This window comes from Clostridium sp. DL-VIII, assembly GCF_000230835.1.
In the GTDB taxonomy this organism is placed as follows: domain Bacteria; phylum Bacillota; class Clostridia; order Clostridiales; family Clostridiaceae; genus Clostridium.
Genome location: NZ_CM001240.1, coordinates 3,240,104 through 3,262,483, shown reverse-complemented (window position 1 = coordinate 3,262,483; position 22,380 = coordinate 3,240,104). Strand labels below are relative to the sequence as shown.

31 protein-coding genes and 2 pseudogenes are annotated in these 22,380 nt (G+C 27.5%); 1 reads left to right on the top strand and 32 read right to left on the bottom strand.

Annotated features, from left to right (window positions below; genetic code table 11):
* Positions 1–32: 32 nt before the first annotated feature.
* From CDLVIII_RS15050 to dapF, 9 genes and pseudogenes are all read right to left on the bottom strand, one after another.
* On the bottom strand, positions 33–641 hold the full coding sequence (locus CDLVIII_RS15050) for a TetR family transcriptional regulator (RefSeq protein WP_009170307.1): 609 nt from the start codon (positions 639–641) through the stop codon (positions 33–35).
* Between the two features lie 462 nt (positions 642–1,103).
* Complete coding sequence (locus CDLVIII_RS15045; protein WP_009170306.1) at positions 1,104–1,457, bottom strand: hypothetical protein; 354 nt, start codon at positions 1,455–1,457, stop codon at positions 1,104–1,106.
* 262 nt (positions 1,458–1,719) lie between these two features.
* The gene (locus CDLVIII_RS15040; RefSeq protein ID WP_009170305.1) at positions 1,720–1,890 is read right to left on the bottom strand and encodes an aspartyl-phosphate phosphatase Spo0E family protein; all 171 of its coding nucleotides are present in this window, start codon (positions 1,888–1,890) and stop codon (positions 1,720–1,722) included.
* Positions 1,891–2,143: 253 nt separating this feature from the next.
* Positions 2,144–2,386, bottom strand: coding sequence for a hypothetical protein (locus tag CDLVIII_RS15035; RefSeq protein ID WP_009170304.1), 243 nt, complete (start codon positions 2,384–2,386; stop codon positions 2,144–2,146).
* Positions 2,387–2,481: 95 nt separating this feature from the next.
* The gene (locus CDLVIII_RS15030; RefSeq protein WP_009170303.1) at positions 2,482–2,715 is read right to left on the bottom strand and encodes a hypothetical protein; all 234 of its coding nucleotides are present in this window, start codon (positions 2,713–2,715) and stop codon (positions 2,482–2,484) included.
* A gap of 102 nt (positions 2,716–2,817) precedes the next feature.
* Positions 2,818–3,342 (bottom strand): annotated as a pseudogene (locus CDLVIII_RS15025) (helix-turn-helix domain-containing protein); the annotation flags it as partial.
* Between the two features lie 237 nt (positions 3,343–3,579).
* Entirely contained in the window at positions 3,580–3,729 is a 150-nt protein-coding gene (locus CDLVIII_RS31365) for a hypothetical protein (RefSeq protein WP_009170302.1), read from the bottom strand.
* 160 nt (positions 3,730–3,889) lie between these two features.
* Positions 3,890–4,897, bottom strand: coding sequence for a hypothetical protein (locus tag CDLVIII_RS15020; protein ID WP_009170301.1), 1,008 nt, complete (start codon positions 4,895–4,897; stop codon positions 3,890–3,892).
* Positions 4,898–4,924: 27 nt separating this feature from the next.
* Positions 4,925–5,752, bottom strand: coding sequence for a diaminopimelate epimerase (gene dapF, locus CDLVIII_RS15015; protein WP_009170300.1), 828 nt, complete (start codon positions 5,750–5,752; stop codon positions 4,925–4,927).
* Positions 5,753–6,204: 452 nt separating this feature from the next.
* Here dapF and CDLVIII_RS15010 point away from each other — a divergent pair, with 452 nt between their 5' ends.
* On the top strand, positions 6,205–7,938 hold the full coding sequence (locus CDLVIII_RS15010; protein WP_009170299.1) for an NFACT RNA binding domain-containing protein: 1,734 nt from the start codon (positions 6,205–6,207) through the stop codon (positions 7,936–7,938).
* Positions 7,939–8,229: 291 nt separating this feature from the next.
* On the opposite strand, the gene CDLVIII_RS15005 is transcribed toward CDLVIII_RS15010, so the two are convergent.
* From CDLVIII_RS15005 to CDLVIII_RS14915, 23 genes and pseudogenes are all read right to left on the bottom strand, one after another.
* Entirely contained in the window at positions 8,230–9,015 is a 786-nt protein-coding gene (locus CDLVIII_RS15005; RefSeq protein ID WP_009170298.1) for a methyltransferase domain-containing protein, read from the bottom strand.
* An 87-nt stretch (positions 9,016–9,102) separates the two neighbouring features.
* The gene (locus CDLVIII_RS15000; RefSeq protein ID WP_009170297.1) at positions 9,103–9,603 is read right to left on the bottom strand and encodes a hypothetical protein; all 501 of its coding nucleotides are present in this window, start codon (positions 9,601–9,603) and stop codon (positions 9,103–9,105) included.
* 22 nt (positions 9,604–9,625) lie between these two features.
* Complete coding sequence (locus CDLVIII_RS14995; protein WP_009170296.1) at positions 9,626–10,255, bottom strand: HD domain-containing protein; 630 nt, start codon at positions 10,253–10,255, stop codon at positions 9,626–9,628.
* 31 nt (positions 10,256–10,286) lie between these two features.
* Positions 10,287–10,607, bottom strand: coding sequence for a DUF3784 domain-containing protein (locus tag CDLVIII_RS14990; RefSeq protein WP_009170295.1), 321 nt, complete (start codon positions 10,605–10,607; stop codon positions 10,287–10,289).
* Positions 10,608–10,636: 29 nt separating this feature from the next.
* Positions 10,637–10,807: a hypothetical protein gene (locus tag CDLVIII_RS31360; RefSeq protein WP_009170294.1), complete on the bottom strand. Its 171-nt coding sequence runs from the start codon at positions 10,805–10,807 to the stop codon at positions 10,637–10,639.
* Positions 10,808–10,913: 106 nt separating this feature from the next.
* Positions 10,914–11,729, bottom strand: coding sequence for a sugar nucleotide-binding protein (locus tag CDLVIII_RS14985; protein WP_009170293.1), 816 nt, complete (start codon positions 11,727–11,729; stop codon positions 10,914–10,916).
* Positions 11,730–11,868: 139 nt separating this feature from the next.
* On the bottom strand, positions 11,869–12,039 hold the full coding sequence (locus CDLVIII_RS31355; RefSeq protein ID WP_009170292.1) for a hypothetical protein: 171 nt from the start codon (positions 12,037–12,039) through the stop codon (positions 11,869–11,871).
* A gap of 213 nt (positions 12,040–12,252) precedes the next feature.
* Complete coding sequence (locus tag CDLVIII_RS31775; RefSeq protein ID WP_207636823.1) at positions 12,253–12,405, bottom strand: hypothetical protein; 153 nt, start codon at positions 12,403–12,405, stop codon at positions 12,253–12,255.
* Between the two features lie 375 nt (positions 12,406–12,780).
* Entirely contained in the window at positions 12,781–13,458 is a 678-nt protein-coding gene (locus tag CDLVIII_RS14980) for an MgtC/SapB family protein (protein ID WP_009170291.1), read from the bottom strand.
* Between the two features lie 312 nt (positions 13,459–13,770).
* Positions 13,771–13,965 carry a hypothetical protein gene (locus tag CDLVIII_RS14975; RefSeq protein ID WP_009168857.1) on the bottom strand — a complete coding sequence of 65 codons (195 nt, stop codon included), beginning with the start codon at positions 13,963–13,965 and terminating at the stop codon, positions 13,771–13,773.
* A gap of 15 nt (positions 13,966–13,980) precedes the next feature.
* Positions 13,981–15,210, bottom strand: coding sequence for an IS91 family transposase (locus CDLVIII_RS14970; RefSeq protein WP_009168856.1), 1,230 nt, complete (start codon positions 15,208–15,210; stop codon positions 13,981–13,983).
* A gap of 121 nt (positions 15,211–15,331) precedes the next feature.
* Positions 15,332–16,162, bottom strand: coding sequence for a 4Fe-4S binding protein (locus tag CDLVIII_RS14965; RefSeq protein ID WP_009170290.1), 831 nt, complete (start codon positions 16,160–16,162; stop codon positions 15,332–15,334).
* Positions 16,163–16,410: 248 nt separating this feature from the next.
* Complete coding sequence (locus CDLVIII_RS14960) at positions 16,411–16,980, bottom strand: DJ-1/PfpI family protein (protein WP_009170289.1); 570 nt, start codon at positions 16,978–16,980, stop codon at positions 16,411–16,413.
* Between the two features lie 117 nt (positions 16,981–17,097).
* Positions 17,098–17,544: a GNAT family N-acetyltransferase gene (locus CDLVIII_RS14955; protein ID WP_009170288.1), complete on the bottom strand. Its 447-nt coding sequence runs from the start codon at positions 17,542–17,544 to the stop codon at positions 17,098–17,100.
* A 195-nt stretch (positions 17,545–17,739) separates the two neighbouring features.
* Positions 17,740–17,880: a dihydrofolate reductase gene (locus CDLVIII_RS32050; protein ID WP_242835997.1), complete on the bottom strand. Its 141-nt coding sequence runs from the start codon at positions 17,878–17,880 to the stop codon at positions 17,740–17,742.
* Positions 17,881–18,009: 129 nt separating this feature from the next.
* A complete protein-coding gene (locus tag CDLVIII_RS14950) occupies positions 18,010–18,441 on the bottom strand; it encodes a hypothetical protein (RefSeq protein ID WP_009170287.1) in 432 nt (143 codons plus the stop codon).
* Between the two features lie 54 nt (positions 18,442–18,495).
* Complete coding sequence (locus CDLVIII_RS14945; protein WP_009170286.1) at positions 18,496–19,149, bottom strand: zinc dependent phospholipase C family protein; 654 nt, start codon at positions 19,147–19,149, stop codon at positions 18,496–18,498.
* Between the two features lie 5 nt (positions 19,150–19,154).
* Positions 19,155–19,550 (bottom strand): hypothetical protein, encoded by a 396-nt coding sequence (locus CDLVIII_RS14940; protein WP_009170285.1) that lies wholly within the window; start codon positions 19,548–19,550, stop codon positions 19,155–19,157.
* A 70-nt stretch (positions 19,551–19,620) separates the two neighbouring features.
* Positions 19,621–20,142: a hypothetical protein gene (locus CDLVIII_RS14935; protein WP_009170284.1), complete on the bottom strand. Its 522-nt coding sequence runs from the start codon at positions 20,140–20,142 to the stop codon at positions 19,621–19,623.
* 185 nt (positions 20,143–20,327) lie between these two features.
* Entirely contained in the window at positions 20,328–20,963 is a 636-nt protein-coding gene (locus CDLVIII_RS14930) for a hypothetical protein (protein ID WP_009170283.1), read from the bottom strand.
* A 183-nt stretch (positions 20,964–21,146) separates the two neighbouring features.
* Positions 21,147–21,518: pseudogene (locus CDLVIII_RS32045) on the bottom strand (class I SAM-dependent methyltransferase); the annotation flags it as partial.
* Between the two features lie 130 nt (positions 21,519–21,648).
* Positions 21,649–21,855: a hypothetical protein gene (locus CDLVIII_RS14920; protein ID WP_009170282.1), complete on the bottom strand. Its 207-nt coding sequence runs from the start codon at positions 21,853–21,855 to the stop codon at positions 21,649–21,651.
* Between the two features lie 118 nt (positions 21,856–21,973).
* Positions 21,974–22,363 carry a VOC family protein gene (locus CDLVIII_RS14915; protein WP_009170281.1) on the bottom strand — a complete coding sequence of 130 codons (390 nt, stop codon included), beginning with the start codon at positions 22,361–22,363 and terminating at the stop codon, positions 21,974–21,976.
* Positions 22,364–22,380 lie beyond the last annotated feature (17 nt).

The window sequence follows — 22,380 nt, the reverse complement described above, 5'->3', positions numbered from 1 at the left end:
CCCTTTTAGCACTTTAAATTTTTCTTTTTTCTTTAATGCATTAAAATACCATGTAAATACTGCTCAATTGACTCTTTAATATAATGGTCAATCTTTTTCCCATTCTCTATAAATAATTCTTGACTTAAAGGGAAAGTTAAAAAGTAAAAATTAATTATTCCAACTAATGAAATAGCCGTAGCAGCTGGATCAATGTCATTTCTTATATCTCCAGAATTTATACCTCTTTGTATACAGTCTTTAAGTAAATGGTTTATGTTTTCAATCCCTACTTTTACGATACTGTCATAACAAAATGTTGGATTAATAATTTCACCGAGTACTATTCGGATTAAATAAGGATATTTTTTATGAAGAGAGCAAAGCTTCTCTGAAAACAAATAAATTTCTTCTATCGGTAAAAGCTTTTCTTTTTGAATTCCGCTAACAGCAGTGACAAGAAGTTCTAGTTGAGTTTTTAAAATATTGGAATATAATTCACTTTTTCCTCCAAAATAATAGGAAATTAACGCACTATTAACTCCCGCCTCTTTAGAAAGTTCTCTTATAGATACCCCTGTATATCCTTTAACGGCAAATAAAGGTATAGCCGCATCCATAATTTGCTGAGCTACTGCATTCTCATTAATTTTTTCTTTCATAACTTTTGTACATCACCTTTCTTTTCACTTTTAATTAAACGTTTGATTAAATATTATCATATTATAACTATATTTTAAACAGTTGATTAAAACATAGTAAAGCCTTCTCAGTATATTATCCGTATAAAATCTTCCATTATCTCTACTTTTCTTAAAATTCATCCATTATTGTCTATTTAAAATTTTTGTTGGATCTTTATTTAAATCTATGAATATTATTAAATATTCTGGTAATACTTGATAATGTAAACATAATATTTTTTAATCCCTAAATTTAAATAGAGATAGCGTTACTTTTCTCCTTATGATTTTTCGCTATCTCTATTTTTTAATTTTACTTTAAGAATAAATTTATATATATATATGTTGCAATAATAATTCTACAATTCAAAAAATCTTATAAGGATTGCAAGTGATATTGCCAATTGTACTTTGTAAAATACTAATTGCAACATATATATTTTAATATCCTACAATAAGTCTCTGTCTGCATTCTGCTCTTTGACCTGATGACATTTTTAATATATTTTCGTCCATCCATTTACGCTGTTCGTAAGAAAATCTTTTTCCGAAAAATAACATAAACTGATTATCATAAGCTTCTCCAACTAATCCATAAGTAGATTGTGTAAATTTAATAAATCCTAATGCCTCTAATAATGCTTTATCATGAAGATAAATAGCTCTTCTTTCATCAAACATTTCTAGATTTAAATCTTTTTCTAATTTAGATGCTAAGAGATTGTGTTTAGATTCACCACACTCATAAAACTTTCCATCTCTAGCTAGCCAGCCACATATACCTGAGTTATTCATTTAATTTAATAGGCCAGACAAGAATAATTCTATTAAATAAAAAATATTCATTCTGCCTATTACACCTCACTTTCCTCTTTAAGTTTTTAAATTCTGATATTTTATCTTTGCGTAAAATAAATAAATTTTAAATGAAATATTATATTAAATAATTATATAAAAAGTACTAAATTCCTTTAAAACTTTACAATTTCCATAAAAAAGAACCCCACCTTAATAGAGTTCTCAATTATTATATTCAATTTTATATTTTACAAGGCAATTATTTTATCTCTTCTCTAGTTAACTTGTTATATTCATTTAATAATTCATCAAGCTTTTTACTCGCAGTAATTACTTCACTATCTAATAAATTATTTTTTCTGTCTATGACTTCATATAATGCTTGTCTCATTTCATAAATCCTTGCTTCAATTTCCAATATAGCACTCATTTCTTGTACCTCTATTCAAATAATCATGTTAATATGAAATTGTGTTAATTATTTACAACCATTATTTCTATGTTAGCGTATGATTCTAATTTATTCAATGCATAAATCTTGGAAATTCCTTTTTTCCCCAATTAATTATATAACTTTTTGTATAATTAACTAATTACCATGTTTGCTGTTAAATTTCTACTTGCAAAAAGTTAAAAAAGGGCTGCCACAGCAGCCCTAATTTTATTCTATTTTTATCCTAATTTCATTCTACTTCTATATTTACAAGTTCTATTTCCTTACTTTCTCTTGGCAAATTTGGAATTTCTTCTTCCCCATATCTTATTCTTATTAATCCAGCTCTATAAATATCATCTGAATAGTTACCATCTCTATATAAAAACATTGCCTTTTCCTTTTCTAAGCAATCTGGTATTACATCTTCAACTTTATATTTTTTATCTTTATATTTAAATATACATTTTATGATTACTCCAATTTTGCTCATATTATCACCCAATTATTCAATATATTATAATTAAGCAAAAATGTTACATTTTTTTACTACTATAAAAATTTCAGTTGACTGTAAATACATAAATTTTATTTAATTGATTCTATAAATATTTTATTATAAACTCTTATCTTTTCAAGTTCAGTCAATGTTTTTTCTTCTATTTCTAATATCTTATTATCTATTATTTTTATTTTTTCTAAATCATTTATATTTTCTTTACAAAAATCTAATATTTTTTTGTAGGTTTCCATTTGTGTTTCAATTAGTGCTTCATATTGTTTGTTAGTTAAATCAATAAATTCTATCTCATTGCTTCTCATATAAACTCACCTCTCCTAAAAATTGAATTCTAGAAAAGCTTAGAAAATCCTTCTTAGATGCCACTTTTATTTGTTCTTCTTTAAATTCATGCATTTTCAAAGTTACTTATTCATGAAAATACACTTTTTTACTATTATAGGCGTTACTGAATCACCGTAAAAATCCTCTGCTTCCCCAACGACTTCACATCCAAGCTTTTCTAGCATTCTTAATGTAATATCACTTGCTTCAATTCTTTCTATGGTTACTCTAGAGTCATTTTTTATAAGATTATTTTTCAATGCTAGAATTCTAAAATTCTTAAATGCTTTCATAATATTATTCGCCTCTTCATTACTTCCTAAAAGTAAAATATCATTAATATATTCATTTGCTTTAATATCTCCATCAATTATAGCCTTCATGCCTAAATGTAAAATCTCAACATCTTTCATTCTTTTATCACTCTGAGATTTTTTCATCTCAATATAATTTTTATTTTCTAGATTATTAAGTATTCTGCTAAGGGAAGCTTTATCAATTCCTAGCTGCATTAACAATTCATTAAATGGAGTACTTCCGTTTTGCTTTAGATAATTTAATATATGAGCCTGTGCAAGGGCTAACTCTGAATTTAAACAATTATGCTATATCTATATATCAATTGCAATCACTTAGAATATGTAATATTTTTTTGCATTTATCCATTTTACCTGCTTCTATATTTAATTTTATAACTTCTTGAATGGACTCATATGTAATTTCATTAAGGTATAACTTAGCTTTAAAGTTAGACAGCTATAAAAAATGCCACATTAATTTAATTAATGCAGCACCTCTGTTAATATTTTAAATCATAATTTATTTTCTGCTATGTTTTATTTTTACCAACGGCATCCTCCAACTCTGACACTCCAGTTTCTTAATTTCCTAACATTCTGCTCTTTTTGATAGGCATAATATTCATGGTCAGATTTAGCTCTTCTTTTAGTAATATCTCTAATAGTTTTTCTCGCCAATTCTTTTGGAGTCATAGTTTTCACCATCCTTATTTGTTATATTTTCAATTAAATTCTCTCAAACTTATGATAAATGTATTCACTTAGATTGTTAAATTTGTGTTACATTTTCTCATAAGAAAAGACACCTATATTTCTATAAGCGTCTCCTTAAAATAAATTTATAATTAATATATTAACTTTTATAATCTATAAATGCATAGTCCGTTGAATTCTTCGACACGGAACTTATACTTCCATCCTTTGTGTATGTATAAATTTGCTCTTCAGTATCATTTAATTTATTTGCACCTATAAATAAAACATTCCCGCTATCATCTATTTCTAATCCTTTTTCTACTTTTACTACAGCTGGAAAATCAAAAACTAATCTTTTAGATTTATTATCATCAATCTCATATAATGAGTCAACATTATTAGCTGCTTTACCAGTAAAATATAATTTATCATTATATATCTCTATATCTGTAAGCTCATCGATATCCTTTGATAAAAGCTTAACTTCTTTGGTCTGCTTATTTATCATCATTAATTCTTTCTTGTTTTCCAAAGTTAGCTGCACAAATACCACATTGTCATCAATACCTTTTAAGTAAGCCAAATACCCCTCTTTTATGTTATAAAGCAATTCTTCTTTATTTTCTTTTATGTTATAGGTAAATAATCCATTTATTCCATCATCACTAACTCCATAATAAATTAAAGTATCAGTATCATACCAATCATATAAAGTTCCTGATATAGAAACATTGGATTTAATATCTATTTGTTTATTTTGGCTTGTATCGAATACTTTTAATTTAAGACCATCATCATCTATAAAATAAGATATATACTTCCCACCTTTTGATAATTTTAATTCGCTATAGCTTGGATCCTTAATTTCAAATTTATTTTTAGCACTTACTACATAATCTTTACCATTTTCAACTGTTATATAGTTTGAACTGCTTTTATCGTAAGTTAAAATAATATTATTACTTTTCGCATTTCCGTACTTTCCGTCTTCATAATTATATAATTTATACGCCCCATCTTCACTTTTTAATACAGCCCCTAAATTTAAATTAATCTGCTCTGTTTTACTAGGAGTTTCACCTTTTTGAGCTGAACATCCAAGTGCAAACAGAGATAATACAACGAAAACTAATATGCTCCAACACTTACCCTTTGATAATTTCATTTCTTATTCCCTCATCTACTACAATTGTTACAAAGTTGTCTTTCCTTCAAATGATACTTCTGCAGGACCTTTCATGTATACATCGTCCCCTAAAACTTCTATAATTAATTCACCACCTGGCGCTTTAACATAAATTTCTTTATCTTTATCTACAAGTCCAAATTTCTTAGCTACTACTACAGATGCACTACATCCTGTACCACATGCAAGAGTTGCACCTGCCCCTCTTTCCCATGTATTAACTCTTATATGAGTCTTATCAACTATCTTTACAAAATTTACATTACTTCCTTCTTTAAATATATCAAGCTTCTCTATTTTAGATCCTTCGGTGACAACGTCATATTCTCTGTCGTCCTCAAAAATAACCGTATGAGGAACTCCCATTAATACAGTAGTCATGATATACGTCCTACCATTAACAGTAATTTCTTTCTCTATAAGACTTTCCATATTGTTTAATGGTATATCACATCCCTTGTAAGAGGGTTTCCCCATGTAAACTCTTACATATCTAACTTTATTATTTTCTAATATTATTTCTATTTCTTTAATCCCATCTCCAGTTTCCACTGAAAATTTAGTGCCATCTGCTATTTTATGCTCAAATACATATTTTCCAAAGCACCTTATTGCATTTCCGCACATATTAGCCCTTGATCCATCTGCATTTATAATAACCATCTTTGCATTTGCCACTTCTGATTTTCTTACAATAACTAACCCATCAGCGCCAATTCCAAAATGCCTATCGCACAATTTTACAGCAAGCTTGCATTCATCTTCGATTTTATTATCAAAATCTTCAACAAATACAAAATCATTTCCTGCCCCCTGCATTTTATAAAAGTCCATTTAACTTCCTCCTAAATTAGATTATTTTTCATATATTTTTCATAACAGCACCTAAGGAAAGTTCCAAGCGCATTATTAGCTTTAAATAACTTTATACTTTATCAATATAGAGCAGCTTATTGTCTATTTAATTAATTTTTTTTAATTATAAATATATATTCTAACTAAATTTCTACATCCTTAAATAGATACTTATTTTAAGAAACTTAAATATAATTTTATTACTTACTACTAAATTATTATATATATTGTCGATTAGAACATATATACAGCTTCCTTTAAATAACATGTTTTTATTACATGTATTATTATATACATATATTTGCACTTTTTCGATAGTTTCTCAAATTTTTTATATAATCACTTCAGCCTTCACATTTTGCTGATAATTGATAATTATATCGTTATAATGTTATACTATTCTTAGTTACACTAAGAAAGGATGACATAATATGGCATTAGATGGTATCTACTTATATAGTTTAATAAATGATTTAGAAAAATCAATATTAAATTCTAAAATAGATAAGATAAATCAACCTGAAAAGGATGAAATAATTTTAACCTTAAGAAAAGATCGTAAAAATTTAAAACTATTAATTTCATCATCACCTAGATTTGCTAGAATTCACTTAACAAATAGTACAAAAGAAAATCCTATTAAAGCTCCTATGTATTTAATGGTTCTTAGAAAATACATACTTGGAGGAAGGATTACAAAGCTTACACAAAAAGATAATGATAGAATTTTAATTATGGAAATTGAAAATAGAGATGAACTAGGTTTTGATAGTGTGTACTCTCTAATTATCGAAATTATGGGACGCCATTCTAACATCACTTTAGTTAGAAATAGAGATAATAAAGTAATGGAATCTATTAAACATATCACTCCTGATATAAACAGCTATAGAGTTCTATATCCAGGTGTTAATTTTGTTTATCCACCAGCATCTACTAAATTAAATCCTTTTTCTACTACATTTGAAGAATTAAATTCTTTTGTAAGCAAAAATTCTATTATTTTTGATGACAAATTTTATTTTAATTGTTTTACTGGAATAAGTAAACTATTATCTACAGATTTATTTTACAAAATTGTAAAATGTAACGTATCACCTACAATACAGGAAATTTGTGATGATTTCAAAAAGCTTATTACTAATCTAAATGAAAATATTTCTTATAATATATATACAACTAAAACTGGTATTGTTAAAGACTTTTATTCGTTAAAATTGAATTCTTTAGAAGAAGATTTTTTATCAATACCATACGGTGATCCAAACACTTTAATGGATGCATTTTATGAAAAGAAGGATAAGCAGGATAGACTTCAAAATAAATCTACTGATTTGCAAAAGCTTCTTCATACTAATATTGAAAGATGCAATAAGAAGCTAAGAATACTCAATGAAACACTTAAGGAATGTTCTGAAAAAGATTCTTATAAAATAAAGGGAGATCTGTTAACTTCCTACATTTATACAATAAAAAAAGGCGATACTGAATGTACATTGCTTAATTTCTATAATGAAAATGAAGAAGAATATATAAAAATCCCTTTAAACTCAACAAAAACTCCTTCTGAAAATGTTCAATATTATTATAAGAAATATAATAAACTTAAGATTTCAGAGGAGTATGCTAAACTGCAACTTGAAAAGAATTCGGATGAAATAGCTTATCTTAATTCTGTGCTTACTAATATTCTTAATGCAGAAAGTTATACTGAAATTGATGATATAAAAAATGAATTAATTGAGACAGGATATATCCGCTATAGAAAAAATAATAAAAATTCTAAACAAAATAAGGCATCCAAGCCACATCATTTTGTTTCAAGTGATGGTATTGACATATATGTTGGAAAAAATAACTTACAAAATGAATATTTAAGTTTAAAGTTTGCTAATAAAAATCATCTTTGGCTTCATGCAAAAGATATACCTGGTTCACATGTTATTGTCTGCTCTTTTGAGGTTCCCGATAAGACCCTTGAAGAAGCTGCAATAATTGCTGGTTTCTACAGTAAAGGAAAAGAGTCTTCAAAGTTACCTGTAGATTATACAAAGGTTAAAGAATTAAAGAAACCAAATGGAGCAAAACCTGGTATGGTTATTTATCATACCAATAAGACTTTGGTAATAGATCCGAGTGAATTTAATACCCTATTTCAAAAATAATTTTAGGTAATTATTCTATATATAAGCCCAATGCATAGTTTATCTATCTATAAATTATCTATATACATTAAAAGGTAGTCTAATTTTATTTAAATTTAGACTACCTTTTAATATATAATATAAAATCAAGTTGATTTTCAAAGATAATAAAATAGTCATTTTTGTTTTGACTATTATTTTGCATAATGTGTTCTCTAATATTATACCTACCATATGAATGGAATTAAGTGATATCTCACCTTTCCGCAATATTCATCATACCCAGATAAGTTTTTAGATATAAACTTTTCCTCATGAAGAAGCACCTTTTGATGTTGCTATAAAAAAGAATCTTGGGAACCTAAAAATAATACTTCCATTTTTTTGTTTTGGATATTCTTTTTTAACTCTATCAAAAATATCTTTCTCAAAAGCCCTCTTTTTTTCATCTGATAAAACATTTAAATATGGTCTTAATCCTGTACCACGATACCATTCCATAATGTCTTCGTGGGATTTTAACTTGTGGAAATATGTAGTTTCCCACATAGAAAATTCAGATGAAATTTCTGATAGTAAATCAAAATATTCGCTTTGTGTTAAATTGTAAAAAATTCTGGGATTACTAAACTCTGATTTCCATTTTTCACTTTCTGAAACCTCTCCAATAATTTTATGAATTGGCTCATTATAATTCATTGGCGTTTGTATAGCAAGTATTCCTCCTAGTTTTAATAACCCAAGCATCTTCTTCAAAAGTTGATTATGATTTGGTATCCACTGAATACAAGCGTTTGAAAAAACAACATCAAAATCATTATCAAGAATTGATAAATCTTTATTTACATCACAAATCTTAAAATCAAGATTAGGATATTCTGTTTTTGCTGTCTCAATCATATTTGCAGAATTATCAACCCCAAGAATGTATGCATTTGGAAATCTCTTAGCTAAAACCTGACTACTATTTCCCGGACCACATCCTATGTCAATAATCTTTTTAGGATTATCCATATAAATACGATTAACCAAGTCAATTGCTGGTTGTGTTCTTTCATTTTTAAACATTAAATATTGTACTGAACTCCAATCCCCCATAATATAGCCTCCTAAAATTAATATATCCCTGTTCTAATTTATGATTATACTCTTCTATAAAGATTACGAATCGTCCTAATACTTTTTCTATTTCTTATCTTCTGTTATTTTAACAGCTGAATTGCTACTAAAAGAAATTTTTATTTTTCCAGCTGCATTCGCTCCAACATTTTTAAAACTATACTGTCCTTTTGTTAATTTAATTGTTTTGCTGCTTTGATCAGTTCCTTCTACTATAGTTTCCACTTCATTTTTAGGATTAATCAAAACTGCCTTAAATTTACCATTGTCAACTGTTGAATCATAGTCAAATGTAATTTCAGTATCTTCCTTTGCTTCTAAAAAACAAATTGTATCTATACCAGAAAAGCTGCCATACTTTATCTCAATTACATTGTTATTTCTGCTAAAATTGCAGTTTATATAAGTATAATTATTGTTTTCTTGTACAATTTTATCATTATCGTTGTACATATTCACCTTATTGCTATTATCATTTTCATTCTGATTAGAAAATCCACAACCACACATAGTACCTATTAAAAATATTAAGCAAAATCCCAGCAAAAACTTATTTCTTATATTCAATTTTAATCCTTCCTTTTAATTTTTACAATCCAAACGTATTTTCTTTCACATTTGGTAGCAAACTGTAAATAGATTTTCCTATTTTCTCTTCAAAATAACTTTTAATCTCAAAAATTGATTCCCATCTTGGAATTGTATATTCATTAACTCCTCCTCTTAATGCTATATCAACAATTCTTTTCTCTATTAATACAAATCCACTTGGTAGCGCTAAATAATCACATAACTTTATTAATTTATCATATTCTGTTTCTTCTGTACGTGATAGATAATCTTTTACAAAATTATATTCTTCAATAGTACCATCCCATCTTCCAACAACAACAACTTCTTTATTATATTTAAATGCTGTATGGCTTAAACAAATTCGAGCTACTAACTCATATCCATTACTAATTGCATATCTATATCCATCTAATCCATGTCTCATAGCATGTACACCTTCTCTTCTTCCTATGTCATGTAACATTCCCAAAACATATGCAACTTCAGGATTTAGATTTTCTGTTTGCTCTGCTGTAAGTTTTGCTCCTTCTGCTACATACATAGAATGCATTACCCAAGGCCCTGGATTTAAATCTTCGGCTTCCTTTAATAGCATTTTTGCTTCTTCTAATGAAGGTATATCTTCTTTTTCATAACAATATTGCATATTAAATTCTCCTTCAACTGCTATTTAATTATTATTTTTTATATTTATCAAAGGCCTTTTCAGGAGTAAGATGTACATTTTTTAAAAAATATATAAGCCATACTAAAAAAGCAATCCAAAAACACAATTTACCAAAGAATATTGATGCTGTTGCACCAATAAAATAGATAACCGAATATATAAAGAAGAAATTACGTTCATATTTGCTCAAACGCACCTCATTATAGCTCTCTCTTTCTTCTTTAGTTTTAAAATTATATCCAGCTAATAGAATACACGCTTTTTCTTTAAAAATTAGAAATATCACTCTGAGTAATCCAAATATTCCTGACATAACAAAGCCAATAATCACTATTTGTCATCTCCTTAAGCTAACATAATTTACTTTAATCTTCGCTCATTCCATAAATTAATAAGTCCTCTAATAAGATTTAATATCATTGAAATCATCAATAAAGCAGTTATAATTTCATTGTTACTATCTTTCCATAAAAGGATACTTGCTACCACCAATAGAATGATTGATATTATTAACATAAATTTTGTTTTCATAATGTTTCCTTTCATTCTACTTGCTAAAATTGTATAATTAGCACGCTATACATTATCATTACTTTTTTAAGAATAATTCGTAATACACAAAAACATATTCTTAGTATCAATTAATTAAATACTTGATCACTGATTTATTAGTAAGCCTTAATTGTTTTGGAAATTTATTTATCCTTTTTGATAAGAGTGCAAAATATCCTTCTTCCTCAAAATTCTCTTTAATTATTGAATTTCTAAACCCCAATTCTGTTATTAATTCTTCATAAAAATTTTTATAGTTAACTACATCTTCTGATCCTAAATGAAAAATACCCTTTAAACTGCTATTTATTATGTAGCATAATTGTTTTGCTATCATAATATCAGTATTTGTATTATGATAAAGTTTTGGATATACAGTAATTTCTTTATTGTTATTAAGTGAATTTGATAGTTCATTCATTCTTAAAGAACTTTTCCCAAAAACTTGAGGAATTCTTAATATACAAGCATCATCACATAATATTTCCGATATTTTTTTCTCGCATTCTATTTTATATTGTCCATAATTAGTTTTAGAAGTTGGTGAATCATCTTCATAATGAGGTCTACTTAAATCACTATCAAAGACATTTGCAGTAGAGAAAAAGTATAAGCTACCACCATTCTCCCTTAAATATTCAGCAGCTTTTATATGTAAAATTAGCTGTTTCTTAAAATTTCCTCTTAAACATGAAATTATAATTTGAGGCTTTAAGTTATACAATATACTGCTTATTTTATCTTCATCCTGAATATCGAGTTTAAAACTTTTACCTTGGTTCAACAGTATTGGATTTTGAAAATAAGTTGAATAAACATCAAATTGATTATATTGAGTCATTTCATTTATTACTGCTGTTCCTATAAGTCCACTTCCACCCAATATTAAAATCCTGTTCATAAGAATTACCCCCTCCCATAACTGGTTAATTCGTGCTAATTTACCATCTAGGTATATTATAGCATAGATTGTAAATATTACATTTTTATAAAGCAAAGCAGTAGTTAGATTTCTCTTGGCTACTGCTCTTTAAAAATAATTAGTGTACTTGTAAGAATTCCTCATAGTTTTCTATTTTATCCCTTCTGTGAGTTTTTTCTAACCATATCCTATAATCTGAAATATTTTCTTTTAACTTATTAATATCTATTATTCTTCCATTTATTTTATTTCTTTTTATAAATACATCAGTTATTGTTAAGTATCTCATTGTTCTCACCTCTATATATAATAATACTATCAAATTTTGTCAGATTCTTGTCAAATAAATATATTTTGTAAATTTATAATTTACAAAATATAAAGGTAGACTAAGGATTTCTACCTAATCTACCTAAAATAACAGTGTTAAAAATATAGGATTTTTGCGTCTTTATATCTTCAAGGTCTAATCTATCTAAAACATGAAAAGATTAATTAGAGGTTATAATCGCCATGTCCATTTTGAATTAATTGCTCCGTTAGGTCCACACCAGTGCTGTTTCATACCTATAATTGCCACGCCCTCTTTTAGCTTGTATTCTAAATAATATTTCCCCAAAATAATTTGACTTCTTTTTCTATTATGAGTTATCATCTTTTTCTGTTGTAGCCATTATCATGCTTGTGATTCATGACATTTAGGACAATATTCATTAATCATAAACTTTACATCCTCTTAATAATATATTTTTTATTATAACATATATTGTTAATATCGCATTATTCAATAAATATTACAATTTATTTTTCATGATTTTACTAGTATTTTCTTTTAGCTTTTACCTATGATATACTTGCTAAAGACAATTTCCTTAAATTACTTACCAAAGTTGTAGGCTCCTCTTTATAGGAACTTATCTTAGTACTGCTAAATAAAAAACACTGTAAATCCATTTTTTTGAATAATACAGTATTTTTATAGCCATTGCTTTTATTAAATTTATTCTTTATTAGTATAACTTATTTCTCCTTAAAATTCTAAAGACCTTATAAAATCTTTACTTTGCAATATATTTAAGAATTTAGTCATATTAAATGATTCGTATATTCTTATCACAACTTTCACATCTATTAATGAGGATTTTTCATCTCTCCTGCTCTTTAAATTAATTATAGTTATCTCATTATCTTCAAAGATTTCTTGAAGAAATTTAATAGCATCTGGCTCATCCACAATTTGCAACGTTAATGTTTCTGTCTTTGGAGATGATAAAAATCTAATTTTACCATGCAAAAGTATTTGTCCCAATATAGTAATGGTAGTAGCTGCTATTCCAACGAAATAGAGCCCAGAACCTATAGCCAAACCTATAGCTGCTGTAGCCCAAACTCCTGCTGCAGTTGTTAATCCTACTATTGTTTGCTTTTGCATAAAAATTATCCCTGCCCCAAGGAATCCAACTCCTGTGACAACTTGAGCAGCTATACGTGATGGATCAAGAGACATATTCGGCCATCCTATCTGATCTTGGAATCCATATTTTGATATAATCATTATAAGTGCTGCCCCTATAGCCACGATAAAATGTGTTCTAATTCCAGCCTCTTTCATTCGATTTTTTCTTTCATATCCAATAGCCATCCCACATATTGCAGCAATGCAGAGCCTTAATAAATAATCTAATTGCATTAAATACAGTTCATCCATATTTCATACTCCTTTCATTTTATTACCTCAGCCATATTGGGATATTATAACACATTTCTGATACAATATTATTTTATTTATCATATTATTCAATTTTCAAAGAACATTTTCTAAATTTACTGCGTGAAATACGAAAATTGCACACTTAAAAAATCGCAAATTCAATCTCCTGAATAGTACGATTTTATAATTTGCTATTCATTTTTATTGGTTCATAATAGAACAAAAGTGTCTGCGACACGCTCCTTCGGAGAAATTATTAATAGTTAAATTAAAAACCATAGAGATTGCTGTTCCTCTATGGTTTTCTTCTTATAGTTTATAACTTTTGCCATATACCCCATTGTATTCTTTAGGTCTCATAACTCCACCACATTTTTCGCATGAAAAACAAGGCGGTTCATCTATATTACTTTGATCCATCTCATCAAAGTATTCTACAACCTCCCTAGGTATATTTTCTGTTATTCCACAATTTAAACATTTATATGGTATTATATCTTTCACTTAACATCCCTCCAACTATGTTGTTGTCGGCTTTATTTTACCATATAGTACTCCTTTTGCAATTGCATATATTTCCAGGATGTTTTCTAATTTTTCTTTCCCTTCACTTATAAATTTATCTTTAAAATATTCTCGCATCGAGCCGTATCGTGGATACACTATATCATTAAATCTCATCTTACCACCACATTTAGAACATTTGCATGGATCTACCCCAAAAGACGCAAGAATTCGATATTCCCACTTTTCTATTGATTTCTTAATTTGTATTATTTTCTTATCTATCATCTTGATAAATTGATCTTTATCCTTACATCTCCTCGAATACAGTCCAAAATATCTCACCATTTTAAAATTCTTGTCTGGTATATGTATTATAACTTTTTTTATAAACTCAAAGACTGGCACTTTCTCTATTATTTCTTTATTGTCTTCATGTCTTTTATATTTAAATGTTACACTTTCACCATCATACGCAATTATTCTTGATTCTGCTATCGCAGGTCGTCCAACATATCTTCCAATATATTTTGCAGCTATCTTTGCTGATTTTATTTCATTTTTAGCATGAACATAAAATCCATCTTTATTATTTTTATATATTTTGTTCTTTAATCGTCTAAAACTATCTTTATTTCCTTCTCTTTTTATTATTTCATCTAATAATATTTTTTGCCATCTCTTTCTTAATGCTTCATACGAAAAATATTTAAAATTTCTCCAGGTAGTTAGCTTACCCTTTCCACCTTCTGTAACCATCATGTGGACGTGGGGATTCCACTTTAAATCTCGTCCAAAAGTATGTATAACTGCTATAATTCCAGGTATAAATTCTTCTTTTTTATTTTGCTTATACATCCAACTCGTAACAGCTTTAGCTGCACATTGCGGAAGTAACTTCAGCCTATCTCTTTCTCTTCCGAAGTAATTTCTAAGTTCCTCTGGTATTGTAAATACCATATGTCTATGCTTTACATTTATTAATTTTCCCAGCATTCCATTAACCCAATTATCAACATAAACCTTTCCACATGATGTACAAAATCTACTTTTACAAGTGAACCCAACTTTCTTTATTTCGCCACATTCCTTACATTTTAATTCAATATAACCATTACTTATATCCTTGCATTTCATAACTTTTTTTACTTCTGCAATAACACTAGGTCTAATTCTGTTTTTATATCTTTTATAAAATTCATTCCAATTTTCCTCTAATATTCTTCTTAATTTACTCTTAATCATTTCATCAATTTACCACATATATTTTTCTAATGCAAGTCTACGCCGCGCTTTCAGCGAGCGCGATTTTTATACTTTCCTATACAATAAAAAAGATGCATACTAATTAATATAAATATAGTATTCATTTTACATTATGCTGTCTGGGTATTCTAGATTCACAAGGTACATCTATCTGACATTTTCCACAACCATATCTGGGCTTATGTTTTTCCATTGTCTTGTCCAAAAATTCAGAACATATAATATGATTTTTTCCATTTTTTATGGATATTGCATTGGCTGGACAATTTTTTACGCATTTACCGCACATTGAACAGTATTCATATATATTCTCATATTCTCTATTATCAGGTGATAAATATAATTCTGTAATAATACTACCGAATCTTCCAGATATACCTTTTGGAGTTATAAGTCCTTTAGAAAGCCCGAATGTTCCAAGTCCACATATAAAGGCAGCATGTCTTTCAGACCAGTTGCTTGTAAATTTTTCTTCATGATTTGGATTATTAGCATTCGACCAGAATCTTTCATCTAAAGTAGGTACAACACTATTATAACCTTCATTCGTCAATTCAGACTTTAAATGTATACATAACTTATTTAACAAATTCTGACCTTCAATACGTCCATGAAGCCATTCTTCAGTAGGCCATGACATATTCCTTCTATTTCCTTTTTTAACTGCTTCACTAAACGGTAAAAAAAATGATATAACAGTCTTGGATTGTGGTAACCATTCTTTTGGAAGCATGAAGTGTTTCCCAATTGCTGATGGTTGTTTCAATAATGTAAAGTACCCATCATCCGCAGAACCAAATGCTAAAATTGGAGCTTCAAAAATTTTCATTCCTATAACATTTTCCGAAATGGCTATTTCCTTTGTTATATAGTTATCTTGTGAACGCTCAACAAAGTCCTCTGCAGTTTTTATAAAATATTGTTTGTCCATCTGCTCTATCCCCCTATATTATCTCTATTGTAACATAGTACATTAAATTAAACATATTCCATATAAAAGCCTTTAAACTTGGATCTACTGTACCTTGAGTAGTTGTTATTCCGCTAGGCATAAAATGTATCTTTCATAATATTTACTAGTTCATCTTTTTTATTTTTTCGAAAATCAAACTTTTCATTCAATTAAATTTCCTTCATAACCCATTCTTACTCTCGTCTGTAACCCAAAATAAATGACTATTAATTTAAACCTTTATAATAACTTGCACATTTTTTCTTTTCTTCTTCATCATTAAAGTTACCAAAGTAGTCAAGTATTTCTATAGAAAAATCTACAAAGGCATTCCCTACAGCTGTAATTATATTACTATCTCTTACAACATTTTGATTTATATATGTATCCCTTGGAAATGGGTCTTCTGATACCATTGGAAAATATTCCTTAAGGTTATCTTCAGTTAAAGTAGTTGTATATTTTTTACCTTTTAATACTCCTGCCCTAGCTAAATATTGTGGTCCTGCGCATATTGCAGCTAATAGTTTACCTTGGTTATTTAGTTTATTTATGAGTTCTGTTAACTCATTTCTTTGTTCATCATTATATCCCCCTGGTATAATTAAACCATCAACCTCTGTATATTCCAATGCTTCTTTAACAGTAGCCATAGGATAATAACACATACCTGATTTGCTTTTTATAACTTTAATTTCATAGGCAATTTGAACTATTTCTTTATCTACTAAATTACAGGCTAATGTCATTTCAAAATCAACCATACCTTCATAAATAAAACATAAAATTTTTCCCATTAATAGCATCCTCCTTTATTTGCACAATAATAACTTCCATTAGCAATTTATTAATCTAATCGTCGCATAATTTATATGACTTTAACCATAACAGCTATATGCCACAATTCAAATATATTATAAATTCTTAATAAACCCAGTTTTTATTCCTCTTGAAAAACCTGCCTGTTCATAAAATTTTAGTGTTTCTTCTTTCTTTGAGCCTGTTAAAAGCATTACTTTATAGCAATTATTATCTTCTGCTATATTTACTGCCATATTTAAAGCCTTTGAAGCATGTCCTTTTTTTCTATAATTAGAATCAGTAATAACATTTTCTATTAATCCATATGGTCGTAAATTTCTAGTAAGATTTTTTATTATAGATATATTGCAAGATGAAACTATTTTGCCGTCTACTTCAACTACAATATAATAAAAATTTGGATTATTATATATTGAATCCCATATATCTTTCAATTCTTTATTTTCATAGACATCTGGATCATCAGGATGTAATTGACTATACAGATGCAATAATTCATCTAATTCTTCATATTTTATTAATCGTGTAACTTCAGCCATAAATAACCTCCAACGTTTTATATTAATCTCAGAAATCACCATAACATTTTATAAAAATATTATTGATTATTAAGATATCTCTTTACCTATTTCTATCATACGTATACTATTTGTATGGTATTTCTCCATTAATTAATTCTTGATAAATTTTCACAAAATCATCTTCATAAATCTCTGAAAAATGTACATTACCATCTATTTTTTATGTATTACTGTAATGTATATTCTATCTGCATAAGGAAATGCTTCCTCATACACTTGTACACCACCAGCTACAAATACTTCTTCCTCATCTTCCGTTAACTTAAAGGCTTTTGCAAGAGATTTTACAGTTATACAGGTCTTTTCTTCAATATGTGTTGTATTTGAAATGTTACTCTATATAAACTTAATGCCCCTAAACTTGCCTTTAAAGGAAAATGGATTAATACACAATATAAGATAATTATTCATTATGTTGACTTATTAAGTCTCGCTCAAATTCTTACCTGTAATTATCTTAAACAACTTTTCAGACTTTTCTTTGTCTAATTGAACATACTTAACTTCGCTATCTATGACAAGTTCTATTTTATCTTTATCAGGACTTATCCATAGTGCATAAATTAATCCATTTGGCTTTTGTTTTTCCCTAGTATCTTCAAAATGAAATACATAATCAGCATTACGCACCATATTTACTGTTGCATTTTCCCACTTAATGCTACTAAGAATATCTCTTGCATTTTGAACTTCTTTGCTACTCATAATTTCACTGTAAAATTCATATTCATCTGTTCCATTAACCCGTTTTTCAACTACTATTTTATTTTCCTTATTTTTAATAACATTTGAACTCACTCCTATTAGAACCAAAAATATTGCTATAAAGACAATAAATATTTTATTGTCTTTCAAACTTATTCCCCCATTAAAAATTTTTTATTCTATTTGCAGAGCATTTGAATTAATTTATATTATGCCTTTTACAATTAAATCCTCTTTTATTTCACTAATTGCCTGTACAACAAATTTATCAGCTTCTTCCTTATTTAAAAACTGATATTCTCTATTTAAATTTCCATTAAAATTAGTATAATAATTTGATATTTCAATAATTTTATTCTCAATTGCCTTTTCTGAATAATAATCAAGATACACATTTGGAAAACTCTTGATATGCGAAAACATTTTAAAAGTTTCAAATGCATTATCTCTAAAAAACATGTGATCAATACATGCCAAATCAGCTTTAATATTCCTATTTAGTTTATTTATATTATTAAATTTATATAAATATTTTTCCTTTGTTGGAGTATATATAATCTTTTTCCATAAAATATCCGTTAATAAATGAACATAATAACCTAAATAAAAAGATTTATAACTATTCATTTCACCACGCGAAAGATACTTTAAGAAAAATTCATCTTTTAGACTTGTCTTCTTATTTTTCATATTTTTCCAATGTGTAATATATTTGGGAGGATTTAATATTTTTCCATCTTTGCTCCATTCACCACAGTCTGGTGCAATATTTCCTACAATAAACTTTTCTATATCAACATTTCTAATACTATCTTTAATACCATCTGCTACTCTAAAATGAATCATCCATGAAGCCATAAAAATTAATCCCCTCTTTCAAAATCTCTTTGTACATATTTTTGAAGTATTTCATCATTTATTTCATGATAAACTTCTGTGGATGCCCAAACTTTTGCAAATTCAATTATATTATCATATTTTAAATTTCTTATAGGCTCTATTAATTTTTTCACAAGAATTAAACATTGAATCACTTCATCATCAAAATTGTCTCTTATTGCTCTTGTAAGTTCAAATGATAAAATCAAATCAATATGTTCAGGTATTTTACCACGTAGAACCATACTTACACTCTTATTATAAAATTCATCAATAATATCTTTTTCTTCAATAAGTTTTACATTAGTTAATCCACTTTCTTCTATAGTTCTGAAAAGTTTTGCTAACCTTATAAATAATTTATCAACGTTATTTTGCATTTAATTCTCCACCTTTTTCAAATTTGAATTTGTAAGCAATGCTATTGTACTTATTAAATATACTTTAAAGTTAATTAAAATATATGTAAACAAATAAACTGCTAATTAAAATAGTACCGATTAATATAATTTTTTTCAATTGCATGCTTATTTTTTTTACGCTACAACATCCAAGCCAGTATCCTGTAAAACAAGATACTATCCCCAATGGTAAAGTTATTAACATCAAAATTGTTCTATCAATACTTATGCCACATAACATAAGTATCGCATATCTAAACCCGTATAATGGCCCACCATACCATATGTAAAATGGAAATAGAAATGATTGAGTATTAGCAAAAATACAGATAATTAAACACGCAATAATTCCAATGCCCCAATATATACTTATGAATCTTAGATACTTTTTTTCTTGAATCATTCCCCAATAAAAACTAAATAGCAGCCATGCTAACAAAAATATTATTGAGAATAAAAGATTTTCTTCTGAATAGCTATAACCTTTGTAAAATTCTAACCATTGAAAATGTAAAGCCAGATAAGTAATTGCTATTGTAAATATAATTACTTTCACTATTTGCTTTATCATTTAATATTCCCCCTTTAAATGATTCGTAGTAATTTATTTACTATTACTCTTTATAAGAATAGATAAATTATTTTAATCTTCCCTTTCATTCAGCTTGATAAATTTGTATAATCAGCACGTTATATCTTACTATTATGTTTAATAAGAATTTTGTAAACTTAATATAATTTATAAATGTAATTGCATTACCTATAAAAATCACCTTTTTCAATATTCTTTATTAATTTGTCTACTCTCTTTTTTTGTGAGGCTGATAAATTATCTCTTCTTTTTAAAAGTGCTGATACAAATTCTTTAGAATTTTCTTCATCAATACAAATGAATGCTCTCTCTGCATGTTGACCAATTTCCTTTGGTCTACATGTTTCTAAATGTTCAACTATCTTTTTTAACATAGGCTTTTCATATTTTTTATCTGCTTTTGCTAATTCAGCAAACACGCTAATACTATTATCTCTAGTTATTACACTTCCATTTTCATATGCATTAATAACAATTTCTATGTTCTCAAATATCTCTTTTGACTTTAGAAATGTAATCTTTGATATTGCCGTCATACCGCCCCAAACAAGCCTATTATTTCTTGATTTTAAAAGCTCTATAAAATCTAGCACATACTCAGCAATTAATTCTGGATTTCTTTCTCCTATTTCATAAAGAACCTTTATGCAGTCATTTGCAATTTGTTCTTTTTTATTTCTTAACCCATCAACAATTTCTTTTATACCTTCTAAATCTTTTAAATTAATTAATTCAATTGCTAAATCAATATTTAGTTCTTCATCATTTCTTCCAAGATTAAATGCTATTTTTTCAATCATATTGTTATCTCCCTAAATACAACAAATCTCAATTCTATTTAATCTCTATTCTCATACGGTAGCAGAAATCTATTTTAAATTCATTATTATCAAAAGTATTAATAATTTTCTCTTTAAAGGATGCTATAACTGGATTTATTTCATCTATATTTGCTTTAATAATAGACTGAAGTCCTCCTTGACTTAAAGCAATTTTAATAAATCTTTGTGCATTACAAATTTCAGTATTTGAAAAACTATTTCTCTTACATAACGGAAATTCATACTATTTTTAATATTAGAAAGATGCTTTTCTTTGTCCCATTTTATAAAACTATCTTTATCGTTCGAATATGTGGACTCAATTTCCTTAACTTTATCAAAAAGTTTGTTATATTCAGATTCCGCTTCCCAATTGCATACTGGTGGCCAGTCACAATCATAAACTGCAAAAATGCCACCTTTCTTTAATATTCTTGCCGCCTCATTTAATGTACTTTCTGGATTCATCCAATGAAAGGATTGAGAACATGTAATAATATCTACTGAACTATCTTCTAACCCGGTATTGTCTGAAAATGCAGAAACAAAATTTACATTATCTAAATCAAAAGCCTTTTCTCTTGCGTTTTTAAGTAATACTTACACATCCTTTAAACATAATTACAATATTACAAACCAAAGATTATGTTAATAATTCATGTAATTACAATACTTCTTTTAATTCAATACACTTTTTATATAAAGGATCAAGCTCACAACCACAGTTCCCGCATTCTTTATCTGCTTGTTCTATTGCTTTAATTAATTCTTCCTTTGCCCCATTTCCATCAAGATATGCTTTTGAAGGAATAGCAATTAAGTCCCAACCAGACTGTGCAAATTTTTCTAAAATTACTTTTAATTCTTCCATTATAAATCTCCTTTAAGCTTTGTAAGTAAAATATAAATAATCTCTATTTTACATAATCTAATTTCTTTAATAATATACTAAGTAAAGTCTAAATTAACCAAAACAAGCCAATCAGAATTTACTCATTAAATGAACCAATCTCAATAAGATTTCCTTCAGGATCTGCAATATAACACGTTCTTTGTCCCCAAGGTTCCGTTGTTGGTTCCATTACTGATTCTGCTCCTTTAGAAATGATGTCTCCATATACTAAATCCACATCACTATACTTTAGTACACTTAAAGCAATTTCATAATGCCCATTGATACCACCAACATAATTAAATCGCTTATTTGTCATTTTTTCAAAATCATTTCTTCCATAAAACATAAACAATGTCCCATCTTTTTTAAGCATTACGTTTGGTTCTTTTCCATCCCACTCTATTTCAAATCCAAGAATATTTTTATAAAACTCAACCATAATCTTCATATCATTTACGAATATTCCAATGCCATCCAGTCTCATTTTAATCTTCCTTTCAA